Annotated in this window: 18 protein-coding genes; 13 read left to right on the top strand and 5 right to left on the bottom strand. The window is 72.4% G+C overall.

The annotated features are described in order from the left end of the window. The first annotated feature begins 22 nt into the window (after positions 1–22). The 6 genes from GH723_RS05165 to GH723_RS05190 all read left to right on the top strand — a co-directional run bounded on the left by GH723_RS05165 (position 23) and on the right by GH723_RS05190 (position 4,935). Positions 23–514, top strand: a complete 492-nt coding sequence (locus GH723_RS05165) for an SRPBCC family protein (RefSeq protein ID WP_153758650.1) — start codon at positions 23–25, stop codon at positions 512–514. 60 nt (positions 515–574) lie between these two features. After that, the gene (locus GH723_RS05170) at positions 575–805 is read left to right on the top strand and encodes a DUF3107 domain-containing protein (RefSeq protein ID WP_153758651.1); all 231 of its coding nucleotides are present in this window, start codon (positions 575–577) and stop codon (positions 803–805) included. Positions 806–841: 36 nt separating this feature from the next. Continuing rightward, positions 842–1,825 carry an ArsA family ATPase gene (locus GH723_RS05175; RefSeq protein ID WP_153758652.1) on the top strand — a complete coding sequence of 328 codons (984 nt, stop codon included), beginning with the start codon at positions 842–844 and terminating at the stop codon, positions 1,823–1,825. After that, entirely contained in the window at positions 1,825–2,991 is a 1,167-nt protein-coding gene (locus tag GH723_RS05180) for an ArsA family ATPase (protein ID WP_153758653.1), read from the top strand. Before GH723_RS05175 ends, GH723_RS05180 begins: the two co-directional genes overlap by 1 nt. Positions 2,992–3,058: 67 nt before the next feature. Continuing rightward, complete coding sequence (locus tag GH723_RS05185) at positions 3,059–3,301, top strand: hypothetical protein (protein ID WP_153758654.1); 243 nt, start codon at positions 3,059–3,061, stop codon at positions 3,299–3,301. A gap of 20 nt (positions 3,302–3,321) precedes the next feature. Then, entirely contained in the window at positions 3,322–4,935 is a 1,614-nt protein-coding gene (locus GH723_RS05190; RefSeq protein WP_153758655.1) for a sensor histidine kinase, read from the top strand. Positions 4,936–5,054: 119 nt separating this feature from the next. Here GH723_RS05190 and GH723_RS05195 read toward each other — a convergent pair whose 3' ends face one another. Continuing rightward, entirely contained in the window at positions 5,055–5,363 is a 309-nt protein-coding gene (locus tag GH723_RS05195) for a WhiB family transcriptional regulator (RefSeq protein ID WP_153758656.1), read from the bottom strand. A gap of 151 nt (positions 5,364–5,514) precedes the next feature. On the opposite strand from GH723_RS05195, the gene GH723_RS05200 reads away from it, so the two are divergent. Then, a complete protein-coding gene (locus GH723_RS05200; RefSeq protein ID WP_195210546.1) occupies positions 5,515–6,207 on the top strand; it encodes a glycerophosphodiester phosphodiesterase in 693 nt (230 codons plus the stop codon). Next, positions 6,204–7,577: a DUF2254 domain-containing protein gene (locus tag GH723_RS05205; protein ID WP_195210547.1), complete on the top strand. Its 1,374-nt coding sequence runs from the start codon at positions 6,204–6,206 to the stop codon at positions 7,575–7,577. The genes GH723_RS05200 and GH723_RS05205 overlap by 4 nt, the downstream gene beginning before the upstream one ends. A gap of 10 nt (positions 7,578–7,587) precedes the next feature. On the opposite strand, the gene GH723_RS05210 is transcribed toward GH723_RS05205, so the two are convergent. Then, positions 7,588–8,601 carry a diacylglycerol/lipid kinase family protein gene (locus GH723_RS05210; RefSeq protein WP_153758659.1) on the bottom strand — a complete coding sequence of 338 codons (1,014 nt, stop codon included), beginning with the start codon at positions 8,599–8,601 and terminating at the stop codon, positions 7,588–7,590. A 14-nt stretch (positions 8,602–8,615) separates the two neighbouring features. Here GH723_RS05210 and GH723_RS05215 point away from each other — a divergent pair, with 14 nt between their 5' ends. From GH723_RS05215 to GH723_RS05225, 3 genes are all read left to right on the top strand, one after another. Next, complete coding sequence (locus GH723_RS05215; RefSeq protein WP_153758660.1) at positions 8,616–9,395, top strand: electron transfer flavoprotein subunit beta/FixA family protein; 780 nt, start codon at positions 8,616–8,618, stop codon at positions 9,393–9,395. 14 nt (positions 9,396–9,409) lie between these two features. After that, entirely contained in the window at positions 9,410–10,378 is a 969-nt protein-coding gene (locus GH723_RS05220; protein ID WP_153758661.1) for an electron transfer flavoprotein subunit alpha/FixB family protein, read from the top strand. A 173-nt stretch (positions 10,379–10,551) separates the two neighbouring features. Continuing rightward, the gene (locus GH723_RS05225; RefSeq protein ID WP_153758662.1) at positions 10,552–11,775 is read left to right on the top strand and encodes an HNH endonuclease signature motif containing protein; all 1,224 of its coding nucleotides are present in this window, start codon (positions 10,552–10,554) and stop codon (positions 11,773–11,775) included. 98 nt (positions 11,776–11,873) lie between these two features. On the opposite strand, the gene GH723_RS05230 is transcribed toward GH723_RS05225, so the two are convergent. Genes GH723_RS05230 through GH723_RS05240 form a run of 3 tightly spaced genes read right to left on the bottom strand, consistent with a single transcriptional unit; the run spans position 11,874 to position 13,783 of the window. Further along, the gene (locus GH723_RS05230) at positions 11,874–12,578 is read right to left on the bottom strand and encodes an SCO1664 family protein (RefSeq protein ID WP_229023080.1); all 705 of its coding nucleotides are present in this window, start codon (positions 12,576–12,578) and stop codon (positions 11,874–11,876) included. A 9-nt stretch (positions 12,579–12,587) separates the two neighbouring features. After that, positions 12,588–13,136 carry a DUF3090 family protein gene (locus GH723_RS05235; protein ID WP_195210549.1) on the bottom strand — a complete coding sequence of 183 codons (549 nt, stop codon included), beginning with the start codon at positions 13,134–13,136 and terminating at the stop codon, positions 12,588–12,590. Beyond that, complete coding sequence (locus GH723_RS05240; protein ID WP_153758664.1) at positions 13,133–13,783, bottom strand: MSMEG_4193 family putative phosphomutase; 651 nt, start codon at positions 13,781–13,783, stop codon at positions 13,133–13,135. Before GH723_RS05240 ends, GH723_RS05235 begins: the two co-directional genes overlap by 4 nt. 39 nt (positions 13,784–13,822) lie before the next feature. Here GH723_RS05240 and GH723_RS05245 point away from each other — a divergent pair, with 39 nt between their 5' ends. Together GH723_RS05245 and GH723_RS05250 are read left to right on the top strand one after the other, a co-directional pair. Then, the gene (locus GH723_RS05245; protein ID WP_195210627.1) at positions 13,823–14,548 is read left to right on the top strand and encodes a uracil-DNA glycosylase; all 726 of its coding nucleotides are present in this window, start codon (positions 13,823–13,825) and stop codon (positions 14,546–14,548) included. After that, complete coding sequence (locus tag GH723_RS05250) at positions 14,545–14,871, top strand: hypothetical protein (protein WP_153758666.1); 327 nt, start codon at positions 14,545–14,547, stop codon at positions 14,869–14,871. Before GH723_RS05245 ends, GH723_RS05250 begins: the two co-directional genes overlap by 4 nt. Positions 14,872–14,907: the final 36 nt, after the last annotated feature.

The raw sequence follows: 14,907 nt of genomic DNA on the forward strand, positions 1-14,907 counted from the left end.
GATCCCCGCAGGAGGAGATCCCATGGCCGCGACCGACCTCAGCGCCCCCGAGACCACCTTCGTCGCCGAGCCCGGCAGCCACGCGGCCACGACGACGGCCGTGATCGCCGCCCCGATCGAGAACGTCTGGCGCGCCCACGTCGAGCCCGACCTCTTCGTGCAGTGGTGGGGTCCGGCCGAGCTGACGTCGCGGGTCGAGACCTGGGAGCCGACGAGCGGCGGCTCCTGGCGGGTCGTCCACATCGACCCCGAGGGCGGCGAGTACGGGTTCCGCGGCGTCTACCACGAGGTCGTGCCGCAGGAGCGCCTGATCTTCACCTTCGAGTTCGAGGGGATGCCGGGCCACGTCTGCCTCGAGACCCACACGTTCGAGGCCGTCGAGGGCGGCACCCGCGTGACCCAGCACGCGGTGTTCCAGAGCGTCGAGGACCGCGACGGCATGGCCGAGTCGGGCATGGAGGCGCACGCACCCGTCGCCATGGCGCAGCTCCAGGCGGTCGCCTCATCGCTCTGACCGGACCGATCCTGGCCTGGGGCGCCCTACGATGACGGGGTTCCGTCGACAGGAGGAAGCGTGGACGTCCGCATCGGGGTCACCCAGGCCCGCGAAGTCGAAGTCGAACTGCCCGAGGACACCGATCCGGAGGCGCTGCAGAAGACCATCGACGAGGCGCTCTCCAGCGACGACCGCGTCCTCTGGCTGACCGACCGCCGTGGGCGGCGGGTCGCGGTGCCGTCGTCCAAGGTCGCCTACGTCGAGATCGGGAGCCCGTCGGACTCCCGCCGCATCGGCTTCGGCGCCTAGCGACGGCCGCCCGGTCGAGGCCCCGGCGAGCGCACGATGGCCCTCGACCTCCTCGACCGGCGCCTGCTCTTCGTCACCGGCAAGGGCGGCGTCGGCAAGACGGCGGTGAGCGCGGCTCTGGCCTCGCTCGCCGCCGAGCACGGCCGCCGCACGCTCGTGTGCGAGGTCGACGCCAAGGGCGACCTCGCCCGCTTCTTCGAGACCGCACCCACGGGGTTCGCGCCCCGGCGCGTCCAGCCGAACCTCGAGGTGATGACCCTCACCACCGAGGAGTCGCTGCGGGAGTACCTCAAGCTCCAGCTGCGCATCCCGCTGATCGCCAAGATCGGTCCCCTGGCCCGCAGCTTCGACTTCGTCGCCAACGCCGCCCCGGGGGTCAGGGAGATCCTCACCGTCGGCAAGGTGGCCTACGAGGTCCGTGAGGACCACTACGACCTGGTCGTCGTCGACGCCACGGCCAGCGGCCACGTCGTGGCCCAGCTCGGCGCGCCCGAGGCGATCAACGAGCTCGTCAAGGTCGGCCTCGTACGGGACCAGACCGGCTGGATGCAGGACATCCTCCACGACCCGGCGCGCACCGGCGTCGTGGTGGTGACCACGCCGGAGGAGATGCCGGTCGTCGAGACGCTCGAGCTCGTCGAGCGCCTCGGCGCCGAGACGCAGGTCGCGCTGGCCGCGGTCGTCGCCAACCGGGTGCTCCCCGAGCTGTTCGGACGGCGCGAGGAGGAGCGGTTCGAGCAGCTCCGCACCGACGAGGGCATCGGCGCGCTCGTCGCCGCCGTGCGCGACGTCGACGGTCGCTCCGGTCACGTCGATGCGGCGGTGGCCACGGCGGCGCTCGACGCCGCCGAGCTCGCCGTCACGCTGCGCCGGGCCAAGGCCGACCACCTCACGACCCTGAGGGAGGGGCTCGACGCCGCGACGCCGCTGCTCTTCGTGCCCGAGCTGTTCGCTCGGGCCCACGGCGCCCGCGCCACCGCCCAGATCGCGTCCGCCCTCTCCGACGAGATCGGCTTCTGATGGCATCGACCGACGCCGGCCTCGCCGGGGTGCTCGCGGCACGGGAGATCGTCATCACCTGCGGCTCGGGCGGCGTCGGCAAGACGACCACCGCCGGGGCGCTCGCAGCCATGGCCGCCGCCGAGCAGGGCGGCCGCGTGTTGGTGCTCACCATCGATCCCGCTCGCCGCCTCGCCACCGCCCTCGGCCTCGAGGCGTTCGGCAACCAGGAGGTCCGCATCCCCGACGCGGCGTGGGCCGCGGCCGGGACCCGGCCTCGGGGCGAGCTGTGGGCGGCGATGCTCGACACCAAGGCGTCGTGGGACGACCTCGTCCGCCTCCACGCACCCGACGACGCCACCCGCGACGCCATCCTCGACAACCCGCTCTACCGCAACATCACCGGCAAGTTCGTCCAGAGCCACGACTACATCGCGATGGAGCGGCTCCACGAGATCCACTCGTCGGGCCGGTACGACCTCGTCGTGGTCGACACACCGCCGACCCGCAACGCCATCGACTTCCTCGAGGCCCCGGAGCGGATGGCGGACTTCTTCTCCAGCCGCCTCCTGCGGTGGCTGATCGCGCCCTCGCGCTCCCGGGTGGTCTCCGCGGCGTCGAAGCCGTTCTACACGGTGGCCGACCGGATCCTCGGCTCGCAGTTCCTCGAGGACATCGCCGAGTTCTTCATCCTCTTCCAGTCGATGTACGACGGGTTCGTCGCCCGGGCCGAGGCCGTCACCCGCCTCCTGCGGGACCCCCGCACGGCGTTCGTCGTGGTGAGCACCCTCGAGCCCGGCCCGTCGCGGGAGGCCTCCTTCTTCATCGACGAGCTCGAGGCCAGGGACCTCCTCCTCGGCGCCGTCGTGCTCAACAAGGTGCTCCCGAACGCCCTCCTCGACCCGGCGGGCAGCGAGCTCGCCCGCGTCCTGTCCACCTCGTCGACCGACGTGGCCGAGCGCATCGCCGACGATCCCGACGACGCCCGCACCCTCGGGCGGGTCCTGCGAGAGGTCGGCGACTCCTTCGCCAACTTCGCGGTGGTCGCCCAGCGCGAGGCGGAGCAGCGGGGCGCGCTGGCGCGCCGCGCCGGCGTGGTCGGCGCCGTGCCCCACCTCGACGAGGACGTCGCCGACCTCGGCGGGCTCCTGCGCGTCGGCCACGCCCTCTGGCCCGCCACCGGCTAGGACCTTCTGCTCTGTTCGCCACGCAGAGTGGCGATATGATGCTCCCGTCACGACCCGGGAGGGGCAGATGGGCATCTTCAACCGCAAGAAGAGGCGGGACACCACGCTCGACCTGCGCGACGAGCCGGTGATCGACCTCACCTCGTCACCGCCCGCGGCCGTCTGGGGCTTCCCCACCCGGTGCCCGGAGTGCGGCGACTACGGCTACCTCGACCGCATCGACGTCCGGCTCGAGGTCATGTACCAGCACTGCCCGACGTGCTGGCACAAGTGGGAGACCCCGCGCTCGGCCACCGTCTCGGAGGCCTGATCCCCACGTAGCATCCGGCCATGGCCTCCATCGCCGAGATCAGTCGTGAGCGCACCGCCCTCCCGCAGGAAGCGATCGACCACCTGCAGCGGCTGGTGACGGCGTGGGGGCTGCTCGCCGACTTCTGCTTCGCCGACCTCCTCCTGTTCGCGGTCGCCGACCGCGTGCCCGGGAGCCCCTCCGACGGTGGCGACGGTGCGGACGGCGGCCCCGCGACGGACGCCGCGTCGCCCTTCGTCGTGCTCGGCCACATCCGGCCGACCACCAGCCAGACGCTGTACCGCGACGACCTGGTGGGCCAGATCATCCAGGCCGCCGAACGCCCGCTCGTCGCCCGCGCCTTCCAGCACGGCGAGATCATCGAGGGCGAGATCACGGTCGCCGCCATCCACGAGCGGGTGCGGGTGCAGTGCATCCCCGTGCGGTGCAACGGCGAGGTCGTCGGGATCATGACGCGCGAGTCGGCTCCGCTCGTCGGCCGCCAGCCCGGCGAGCTCGAGCGCACCTACGTCGAGATCTTCCACCGGCTGGCCCGGATGATCGCCCACGGCGACTACCCCTACGCAGGGGAGGACGCCGACGCAGAGGAGCCGCCCCGCGTCGGTGACGGCGTCATCCTCCTCGACCGCAGCGCCCGGGTGGTGTTCAGCTCGCCCAACGCCATCTCGGCCCTGCACCGGATCGGCATCCACGGCAACACCGAGGGCATGAAGCTCACCGACTACGGCTTCGACGACCGGATCATCAAGCCCGCCTACCAGTCCCGGGTGCCGGTCACCCGGGAGATCGAGCGGGGCATCGACACCACCGTCGTCTTCCGGTGCCTCCCGCTGCTCGACGCCACCGACGTGAGCGGCGCCGTGCTCATCTGCCGGGACATCTCCGACCTGCGCCGACGGGACCGGCTGCTGCTGTCCAAGGACGCCACCATCCGCGAGATCCACCACCGGGTGAAGAACAACCTCCAGACGATCGGCTCGCTCCTGCGGCTCCAGGGCCGTCGCCTGGCGATCCCGGAAGCCCGCTCGGCGATCGAGGAGTCGGTCCGCCGCATCCGCTCGATCGCCATCGTCCACGAGTCGCTGTCCCGCAACGCCGAGGACGACGTGCCGTTCGGTGACATCCTGCGACCGATCGTCCGCATGGCCGAGGAGTCGATGGTGTCGCCGGAGTGCCCGGTCTACTTCCGGGTGGACGGCGAGGCCGGCCGGCTGCCGGCGACGGTCGCCACCCCGCTCGCGGTGGTCCTGAACGAGCTGCTCCAGAACGCCGTCGACCACGCCTACCCGGCCGAGTCGCAGCTGCCCGGCGGTCACGTGAAGATCGCCATCTCCCGCGACGACCAGCGCCTGTGCGTGGAGGTGGCCGACGACGGGATCGGCATGCCCGACACCTTCGACCTCGGCGCCGAGTCCGGCCTCGGCCTCACGATCGTCCGCACGCTCGTCGAGACCGAGCTGGGTGGCGCGATCGCCATGCGGGCGCACCGCCCGGGCACGGCGCGCCCCGGCACGGTCATCGAGCTCACCGTGCAGCTCGACGCCCCGTGGCTCTCGGGCGACGACGAGACCGTGCGCCGACCGACCGGCCAGATGCCGGCGGTGCGCGTCGGCAGCCCGCCGCCCACGACGTGAGCCGCACCAGGGCCCGGACGCGGACCGGCCCCCGCCGGAGCGGGGGCCGGGACGACGGCGGAGTGCGGGGGGAGCGCTCCGGTCCGTCGGTCGATGGAGATGCTAGGCGCTGGCGCCGGTCAGGAGGCGGCTTGTGCCCGTCGGCGGGCCAGCCACTGGCGACGCAGCTTGCGGCGCTCCTCCTCGGAGGTGCCGCCCCAGATGCCCGAGTCCTGGTTGGTCGAGAGCGCGAACTCGAGGCACGGGACCTGCGCCTCGCAGGTGCGGCACACGGCCTTGGCGCTCTCGATCTGCTCGATCGCCGGTCCGGTGGTGCCGACCGGGAAGAACAGGTCAGGGTCGGTGTCGCGGCACGAGGCCACCCGACGCCAGTCGTCGTTCTGGACCGGTTCGGTGCTCACGTTGAGAACGAGCGAGCTGCTGGTCATGAGGGCCACGACACCTCCACGCGATCGTGACTTGGTTCACATGCGTGGACCGTTGGCGGGGTCGACACGCAGCAGGGACCCGGCAACCGTACCGGTCGGATCGTGGCCGAACAAGGGTCAGGGCGAGGAAATGTCCGAGAGAGGGGCAGATGTGACGAAGGTCATCGCACACCGGGGGGCCTCGGTCGCCCACCCGGAGAACACGCTGGCGGCCTTCCGCGGCGCGGTGGAGATGGGCGCCGACGGCGTCGAGCTCGACGTCCGCCGGACCGCCGACGGCGGGGGAGCGGTGATCCACGACCCGCACCTGCCCGACGGCCGGCTCGTCGTCGAGCTCACCGCCGACGACCTGCCCGCCGAGGTCCCGCAGCTGGCGGCGGCGCTCGAGGCCTGCGGACCCCTCGAGGTGAACGTCGAGATCAAGAACTGGCGCACCGACCCCGACCACGACGAGAGCTGCGCGCTGGCGCCGCTCGTCGTCGACGCCATCCGGCTGGCCGGGGTGGTCGAGCGCACGATCGTCTCGTCGTTCGACCTCGCGACGATCGACCGGGTGCACGAGCTCGAACTGGCCGTGCGCACCGCCTGGCTCGTCGTCGACCACCCCGAGCCGGCCCGGCTCGTCGAGCGGGCCGCGTCCCGGGGCCACGCCGGGCTCCACCCCGTCGCCCGGATGGTGGATGCCGACCTCGTGGCCGCCGCGCACGCGCGGGGGATGTTCCTCAACGTGTGGACGGTCGACGACCCCGACGAGATCCGGCGGCTGGCCGACCTCGGCGTCGACGGCATCGTCACCAACGTCCCCGACCTGGCCCGCCGAGCTCTGGGAAGCTCGGCGACGTGAACCTCCTCCAGCGGCTGCGCGAGCGCTTCTGGTTCGTCCCGGCCGTGCTGTGCCTGGTGTCGTTCCTCGTGGCCCAGCTCCTCGTCGAGGTCGAGGAGCGCGTCACGGTCGACGGCTTCCCCGGGTGGTTCGACACGGTGTTCCTGCGGGTGGGGGAGAGCGGCAGCCGCGACATCCTCGGCGCCATCGCCACGTCGAGCCTCGCCGTCGCCGGCACGACGTTCTCGATCACGATGGCCGTGCTGGCCCTCACCTCGTCCAGCTACGGGCCCCGCCTCGTCCGCAACTTCATGGCCGACCGGGGCAACCAGATCGTGCTCGGCGTCTACGTCGCCACCTTCCTCTACAGCCTGCTCGTGCTGCGGTCGGTGCGAGCGATCGGCGACCCGGGCGACCCCGAGGCCGAGGTGTTCGTGCCCCACCTGGCGGTCAACCTCGCGGTCGTCCTCGCCGTGCTGAACGTCGCCGTCCTCATCTACTTCATCCACCACATCTCGAGCTCCATCCAGATCTCGAGCATCGCCGGACGGGTGCGGAGGGACCTCCACGACACGGTCGAGCGGCTCTACCCCGAGGAGCTCGGCCTCGGCCCCGACGACCTCGACGACGTCGAGGAGCCCGCCGACGCCGAGCTGCCCGACCGGCTCCCCGAACGCAGCCACCACGTCTGCGCGCGGGCCCCCGGCTACGTGCAGTACGTGCGGGTCGATGCCCTGTTCGACGCGGCGCGGCGCCACGACGTCCTCGTCGCGCTGGCCGTTCGTCCCGGCGACTACGCCATCGCCGACCAGGTGCTCGCCTACGTGCACCCCGAGCCGGTCGAGGAGGTCGACGGCGTCGCAGCGCTCGAGGAGGCGATCGTCGACGCCATCGTGATCGGCGGGTCGCGGAGCCCGTACCAGGACATCGAGTTCGCCGTGCAGCAGCTGACGGAGCTGGCGGTGCGGGCCGTGTCGCCCAGCACCAACGACCCGTTCACGGCGGTGAACGCCCTCGACGACCTGTCCTCGGGGTTGACCCTGCTCGCCGAGCGCCACATCCCGTCCCCGGCCCGGTTCGACGACAGGGGCGTCCTCCGCGTGCACGCGCCGGCGCCGGACGTCGTCGACCTGGTGAGCGACGTCCTCGACCACATCCGCTGGTACGGCTCGGACCAGCCGCCCGTCGTCCGTGGCGCCTACGAGCTCATCGAGCGGGTGGGCGGCGCGAGCCGGCACCGGTCGGTCCGTGCCCGCCTCCTGCGCCAGCTGCACCTGCTCGTCGAGGCGGTCGAGCGCGCCGGCCTGCAGGACCACGACGTCGAGCTGCTGCGCGCCGAGGCCGACGACGTCGCCGCCGTCCTCGCGCGCGGCGCCGGCCGGACCGCCTGAGCCTCGGGCCTCAGCGCCCGACGGGGACGACGAGGCTCAGCGCGTCGGGCTCGTGGCGGATCCGCATCTCGTCGAGCGAACCCAGGAAGTCGCCGTCGACCTGGTACGGCACCGGTCCGTGCCCGTGCACGACGACCTCGGCGAGGTCGTGGCGGACGTCGAGGTGGCGGCCCGACGAGAGCCCGTCGCCGCGGAGCAGCCCCGAGAGCCCGGCGCGCGCCACCGAGCGCAGCTTCAACGTGCGCAGCGTGACCATCGAGAGCCGGGCGTCGAGCGTGGCCTGCGGCGCCAGGTGGATCGGTCGGTTCCCCAGGTAGGTGTACGGGTCGGTGTTCATGCAGATGGCGAAGTACGCGTCGTCGACGACGGTGCCGTCGGCGTGGTGCACCGAGAAGCGGGGCCGGGACCGGTCGTAGTGGCGCCACCAGGTGTCGAGCGCGGCGTACAGGAACAACGGGTGGCCGGCCCACCGCTTGAGGGAGCCGCGGCGCTCGACCTGCTCGACGACCGCGGCGTCGAACCCGATGCCGACGTGGAAGAGGAAGCAGCGCCCGTTGATCGAGCCGAGGCCGACGCGGCGGATGCTGCCGGCGGCGAGGCTGTCGAGGAGGGCCCCGGTGGCCTCGATCGGGTCGTTCGGCAGCCCGATGGTGCGGGCGAACACGTTGGTGCTGCCACCGGGCAGGGGCGCGAGGGCCGTCTGGGTCCCGACGAGCCCGTTCGCGGCCTCGTTCAGCGTCCCGTCGCCACCGAGGGCGACGACGACGTCGACGCCACCGGTCGCGGCGCCCCGTGCCAGGCGGGCCGCGTGGCCGCGCCGGCTCGTCTCCGCGATCTCGACGTCGTGGTCGGCGGCGAGCGCCTTCTGGATCACGACCCGGCTGCGGGCGGTCACCGACGAGGCGGATGAGTTGACGATGAGCAGCAGCTTCAGGGCGGGCTCCGCGGTCGGGGGCCGTTGTCGGTGACGGTCGACGATACCGCTGCGGCGACGGGTGCGATTTGGTCGGACCCCGCCGGGCACAGCATCATCTCGTCATGAACGTCGTCGTCTGCGTGAAGCAGATCCCGGACCCGGCCGACCCGGGCTCGATGGATCCAGAGACCAAGACCCTCAAGCGGGATGGCAAGCTCATCCTCGACGAGTCCGACAGCTACGGCGTCGAGATGGCGCTGCAGCTCGTCGACAAGGCCGGCGGCGGCGAGGTCACCCTCGTCTCCATGGCTCCCAACAGCGAGACGTCCGGCCTGCGGACCGCTCTCGCCATGGGCGCCGCCTCGGCCACGCTCGTCAGCGACCCGGCCCTCAACGGCACCGACGCCCTCGGCACCGCGAAGGTCCTCGCCAAGGTCATCGAGGAGTCGAGCCCCGACCTCGTCCTCGCCGCCACCGAGTCGAGCGACGGCTACACGGGCACCGTGCCCGAGCAGCTCGCCGCCCTCCTCGGCCGTCCGTCGATCACCTTCGCCAAGACGGTGGAGATCGCCGACGGCACCGTGAAGGTGCAGCGCCAGACCGAGGCCGGCTACGACGAGGTCGAGTGCCCGCTCCCGGCCGTCGTCTCCGTGACCGCCGGTGTGGTCGAGCCCCGCTACCCCTCGTTCAAGGGGATCATGGCCGCCAAGTCGAAGCCGGTCGCCGAGAAGACCCTCGCCGACCTCGGCATCGACGCCGGCAGCGTCGGCTGGGCCGGCGCCGGCCAGGAGATCGTCGACATCGCACCCGCCCCGGCCCGTGAGGCCGGTGAGGTCATCGAGGACGACGGCGAAGCCCATCAGAAGATCGTCGAGTTCCTCGACGGGCTCAAGGTCCTCTAGGAGGGATTTCGACCATGGCTCTTTCCAAGATCTGGGTCTACGCCCAGGCCACCGACGGCAAGGTCGCGACGATCACGCTCGAGATCCTCGCCAAGGCCCGCCAGCTCGCCGACACGGTCGAGTGCTTCTACGGCGGCGCCGACGCCGACGCCATCGCCGCCCAGCTGGGCGCCCACGGCGCCACCACGGTGCACGCCACCGGTGACCTCGGCGGCGCCCTCCAGGGCGTCCCGGTCGCCGCGGCCGTCGCCGCGGCCATCCAGGGCGGCAGCGGCCCCGACGCCGTGCTGCTCGGCACCACCTACGACGGCCGCGACGTCGCCGGGCGCCTCTCGGTCGCCCTCGACGCGCCGGTGATCACCAACGTCGTCGACGTCGAGCTCGACGGCGACGCGCTGGTCGGCACCGAGCCCGTCTTCGGTGGCACCACCAACGTGAAGACCAAGGGCACCAAGGCCCCGGCCATCGTGCTCGTGCGGCCGAAGTCCTTCGCCGCCGAGGAGACGGGTGGCGGCGCCGCCCAGGTCGCCTCGCTCGAGGTGCCCGACACCGGTGCCGCCGGTGCCGCCCGCATCACGAACCGCCACGTCGAGGAGGCCTCCGGCCCCAAGCTCGACGAGGCCGGCATCGTCGTCGCCGGTGGCCGTGGCCTCGGCGAGTCCGAGAAGTTCGAGATGATCGAGCAGCTCGCCAAGATCCTGCGTGGTGCCCCCGGCGCCTCCCGCGCCATCGTGGACGCCGGCTGGGTGCCCTACAGCTACCAGGTGGGCCAGACCGGCAAGGTCGTGAAGCCGAGCGTCTACATCGCCGCCGGCATCTCGGGCGCCACCCAGCACATGGTGGGCATGAAGGGCTCGAAGAACATCATCGCGATCAACAAGGACCCGGAGGCGCCGATCTTCGGCATCGCCGACCTCGGCATCGTCGGTGACGTCCACAAGGTCCTGCCGAAGCTGATCGAGGCCCTCCAGGCCCGCGGCTGACGTCACCTCGCTGGCCGCTCGGTCAGCACCACAGCACGACGTGCGAAGGCCCCCGGCTCCGGCCGGGGGCCTTCGTCGTGTGCGGGGCTCGGTTGGCGCGCCGAGGTGCGGTACAGACCGAAAGTTGCTGAAAGGCGTTGCGAGCGTCGAAGAGTGCGGCTACCATCGAACACATGTTCGATGCGGCGGCACTCGAGGCGAACCTGGCGGAGCTGGTGGGCTCGTTGGACCCGACCGGTCTGGACCCGGCGGATGCGACGGTGCTGCTGGACGGTCTGGCCCGCATCGAGCGTCTCGCTGCCACCGGTGTCGCGCTGGTGTCGACCCAGGTGGATTCCACCGGCATGTGGCGTGGCACCGGAGCTCGCGACCCGCTGGGCTACGTCGCCCAGCGCACCGGCGGGTCCCGCGCCCGGGCGCGCGACGGTCTCGCGGTCGGCCAGGCGTTGGCATCGATGCCGCGGCTGGACGCGGCGATGCGTGCAGGGGCGCTGACGATCGGCCAGGCGGCCGACATCGCCACCGCTGTCATCGTGCATCCCGATCGTGAAGCCGAGCTGGTGGCCCTCGCCTCCCACGCATCACCCCGCAAGCTCACGGCGCGGTGCGTGGAGATCTGCGCGGAGGGTCAGGGTGCCGACGAGCAGCATCGACGGGCGTCCGCCGAGCGCACCTGCGTGAGCCAGGTCGGCCGTGACGGCGTCTGGCGGCTGTCGTCGTCATTGCCGGTCATCGACGGCGCCGAGCTCGACGCGATCCTCGACCGGTTCCAGGACCAGATCTTCAGGGCGGCGCGCGCCGAGGGCCGCACCGAGCCCTTCGACGCCTACCGGGCCGACGCGCTTCTGGCCATGGCCCGAGCATCGGTCGGCGCCGACACCGGTCTCTCGTCCCCGGTGCCGTCGGGGATCCGCCACACCATCGTCGTCACGGTTCCCCACACCGCCCTGCTCGGCGACACCGACGACGGTGTGGGCACAGAGGAGAGCGGCACGATCCCCGGGGTCGGGCCCGTCCCCGTGTCGACGGTCGCCCGCCTGCTCACCGAGGGGGATCCGGTCGTCAAGGCCGTGGTCACTCGGGGCCGTGAGATCACCGCCTGCGCCACGCTCACCCGGTCGATGAAGGACGACCTGCGCCTCGCGGTGCTCTTGCGCCACAGCTTCGAGTGCGCCGTCCCCGACTGCGACAGCCAGCGGTTCGTCGAGCTCGACCACGAGAGACCCTTCGCCCAGGGAGGGCCGACCAGCTACGAGAACCTCAGACCGCTGTGCTTCTTCCACCACGACCAACGCACCCACCACGGCTACGAGCTGCACGGTCGACCCGGTACCTACCGATGGCTCGCGCCCGACGGCTCCGTCCTGGCCGCCGACCGACCACCTGTCGCGGCCTGACGTCCGTCACCCACCCGGACGTCGCTTCCCCACCTGCTCCTTGACAACCGAATCCGGCGGGGTCGCGTTCGACCGCCGCGCCACGCGGCGGGCGACGTCTACACCAGCGGCCAGGGGTACCGGCGCCCGGTGGGGTCGACCGGGAAGCACGGCTCGGCCAGGACCGCCGCGGCGCGGGCGGCGAGGGCGTCGCGCTCGAAGGGGTCGAGCAGTAGCGCCAGCTCCGGCGGCGCGCCGTCGTCGTGGAGCCGGCGCACGTCCTCGAGCAGCTCGTCGGGGATCGGCTCCCCGCCGAACTCCCAGATCACCGTGCGCAACTTGAACTCGCGGTGGAACGACAGCCCGTTGTCGATGGCCCAGATGTGGCGGTCGGCGTCGAGCAGGCAGTGCCCGCCCTTGCGGTCCGTGTTGTTCGCCAGCAGGTCGAACAGGCAGATCCGGCGCAGCTGGGGGTGCAGCTCCTCGTCCTCGAACAGGGTGAAGTAGTGCTCGTCGAACTCGGCGTCGACGAAGCGCTGGAGGGAGCCGGGGCCGTGCGGGGCGTCGCGGCGCAGCACCGTGGCCGGCACCAGGTCCCAGCCGAGGGCCCGGGACAGCTCGAAGGCCGCCACCTCCCGCAGGTAGAGGCCGTCGGGGAAGTCCCAGAGAGGGCGCTCGCCGGCGTGCGGCTTGTAGATCGCCCGACCCGTCCCGCCCTCGGCGCCGTGCAGCCGGACGAGCAGGGTGACGTTGGAGCTCCACGGCATCCGGCCCTCGATCTCGATCTCGCCGTCGAGGAGGAGGGCGTCGGGGGACTCGGCCACAGGAGGCTGCTAGTTGGCGCGGGGGCACATGTGCCCGTCGGGCCCGTCGGGCAGGCCGCAGAACGGACACAGCGGGCGGCCGGCGGCCACGAGCTCGCGGGCCCGCTCGACCAGGGCGGCGATCTGCGGGCGGGTCGCCTGGATCCGGGCCGTGGCCCCGTCCGGCTCGTCGAGCCCGAGCTCGGCGGCGAGGGCCCGCTCCAGCTCGTCGTCCTCGTCCTCCTCGTCGTCGAGGTCGACGACCTCGACCTCGTGGACGAGCAGCAGCACCCGGTCGTTGCTCTCGTCGTAGGCGATGCCGATGCCGCCGATCGTCCACTCGGGGGCCACCGGTTCGACGAGCTCGGGGGCCGGCAGCGGCGGCGCGTCGGGCTCGGGCAGGTCGGCGAGGACGGTCTGGAGGTAGTCGGCGAGCGCGGCCACCTGCTGCTTCTCGAGCTTGAAGGAGGCGACGCGCCCGGCGCCGCCGACCTGCAGGTAGAAGGTGCGGCGGCCCTGCGGTCCGACGGTGCCGACCGTGAGGTGGTCGGGGGTGTGGAAGTCGAACGAGGGGTTCACGACGGGGCCAGGGTGGTGAGGTCGTCGCCGGTCGAGTTGACGGTGAGGACGGTGGTGGCCGCGTCGCCGACGAGCAGCGCGGTGATCGAGCACGGGGAGATGACGAGCCGCTGGAAGGCGTCGAGGTGGGCGCCGGCCGCGTCGGCGACGGCGGCCTTGATGGGATCGGCATGGGAGACGGCCACGATGGTCTCGCCCCGGTGCGCCTGGGCCAGGCGCTGCACGGCGCTCGAGATCCGCAGCTGCATCTCGGCGAAGGACTCGCCGCGCGGGAACCGGAACATGCTCGGGCGCGACTGCACGGTGTGCCACTCGGGGAGCTTCATCAGCTCCTTCAGCTCACGGCCCGTCCAGTCGCCGAAGTCGCACTCGAGGAGCCCCTTGTCCCTGCGCACCCGCAGGCCGGTGGCCCGGGCGATCGGTGCCGCGGTCTCCCGCGTCCGCTCCAGCGGCGAGGCGTACACCGCGGCCACGCCCTTCAGCGCCGCGATCCGCGCCGCGGCCCGGTCGGCCTGCTGCTGACCCGCCTCCGAGAGGTGGAGACCCGGCGTCCGGCCCGGCAGCACCGCACCCGTCGTGGGGGTCTGCCCGTGCCGCACGAGCAGCACCAGGGTGGAGGTGGGTGGTCGACGACGGCGGGGCGGCATGGGTCTCCGTGCGCGGCGGACGGGTGTGGCCAACCTACCCTGCGGTGCGTGGGATCGACCTCGTCCTCGGCTCGTCGTGCGGCGCTGGCGGCCGTCGAGCGCGAGGTCGTCGACTGCCGGGCCTGCCCCCGCCTCGTCGAGTGGCGGGAGCTCGTCGCCCGGGAGAAGCGGGCCGCGTTCCGCGACGAGGAGTACTGGGGCCGACCGGTCCCCGGCTTCGGCGATCCCGATGCCCGCGTGGTGGTCATCGGCCTGGCGCCGGCGGCCCACGGCGCCAACCGCACGGGTCGCATGTTCACCGGCGACCGCTCCGGCGATTGGCTCTACCGGGCCATGTGGCGCACCGGCTTCGCCAACCAACCGACGAGCGAGCACCGCGACGACGGCCTCCGGCTCACCGACGCCTGGATCACCGCCCCTGTGCGGTGCGCGCCGCCGCAGAACAAGCCCACGCCCGAGGAACGCGACACCTGCCGGCCCTACATCGAGCGCGAGCTCGAGATCCTCGACCGGGCCCGCACCTACGTCGTGCTCGGCGCCTTCGGCTACGGCGTGGCGTGCGGCCTGCTCGGCGTGCGCCCCCGACCGAGGTTCGCCCACGGGCTCGAGGTGCCGCTCGGGGACGGCCGCACGCTCCTCGGCTCGTACCACGTGAGCCAGCAGAACACCTTCACCGGCAAGCTCACAGAGCAGATGCTCGACGACGTCTTCGTGCGAGCCCGTGCGCTGGCCGACCTCGGCCCGCCCGGTACGGTCGGCACGTGACCGTGCGCACCCGTCGCCGTCGAGCCGTCGCCCTCGTCAGCCTCCTGGCGCTCGTCGGCCTGTCCGCGTGCGGCGACGACGCCCCCGACGGCTACTCCGCCGCCACCCGTGCGGCGATGCTCGACGGATGCGCCGAGGACGACCAGGACGCCGACGTCGTCGACGTGTGCGCCTGCGTCTACGACCAGATGGAGGACGACGTGCCCTTCGACCGGTTCGCGTCGCTCGAGAACCGGTTGGGTGGGGGCGACGCCCGGCTCCCGGCCGAGGTCGTCGCCATCATCCGCGACTGCATCCGGAGCGTCGCCGCCACCCGCACCTGACCGGTCGCTGGAATTCTGGGCGATCGGCCGCGGCCG

The organism is Actinomarinicola tropica, from assembly GCF_009650215.1.
GTDB classification, from domain to species: Bacteria; Actinomycetota; Acidimicrobiia; order Acidimicrobiales; family SKKL01; genus Actinomarinicola; species Actinomarinicola tropica.

Coding starts and splice junctions, on each gene's coding strand:
- GH723_RS05165 (WP_153758650.1), top strand. CDS start 23: ATGGCCGCGACCGACCTCAGCGCCCCCGAGACCACCTTCGTCGCCGAG.
- GH723_RS05175 (WP_153758652.1), top strand. CDS start 842: ATGGCCCTCGACCTCCTCGACCGGCGCCTGCTCTTCGTCACCGGCAAG.
- GH723_RS05180 (WP_153758653.1), top strand. CDS start 1,825: ATGGCATCGACCGACGCCGGCCTCGCCGGGGTGCTCGCGGCACGGGAG.
- GH723_RS05185 (WP_153758654.1), top strand. CDS start 3,059: ATGGGCATCTTCAACCGCAAGAAGAGGCGGGACACCACGCTCGACCTG.
- GH723_RS05190 (WP_153758655.1), top strand. CDS start 3,322: ATGGCCTCCATCGCCGAGATCAGTCGTGAGCGCACCGCCCTCCCGCAG.
- GH723_RS05195 (WP_153758656.1), bottom strand. CDS start 5,363: ATGACCAGCAGCTCGCTCGTTCTCAACGTGAGCACCGAACCGGTCCAG.
- GH723_RS05215 (WP_153758660.1), top strand. CDS start 8,616: ATGAACGTCGTCGTCTGCGTGAAGCAGATCCCGGACCCGGCCGACCCG.
- GH723_RS05220 (WP_153758661.1), top strand. CDS start 9,410: ATGGCTCTTTCCAAGATCTGGGTCTACGCCCAGGCCACCGACGGCAAG.
- GH723_RS05225 (WP_153758662.1), top strand. CDS start 10,552: ATGTTCGATGCGGCGGCACTCGAGGCGAACCTGGCGGAGCTGGTGGGC.
- GH723_RS05240 (WP_153758664.1), bottom strand. CDS start 13,783: ATGCCGCCCCGCCGTCGTCGACCACCCACCTCCACCCTGGTGCTGCTC.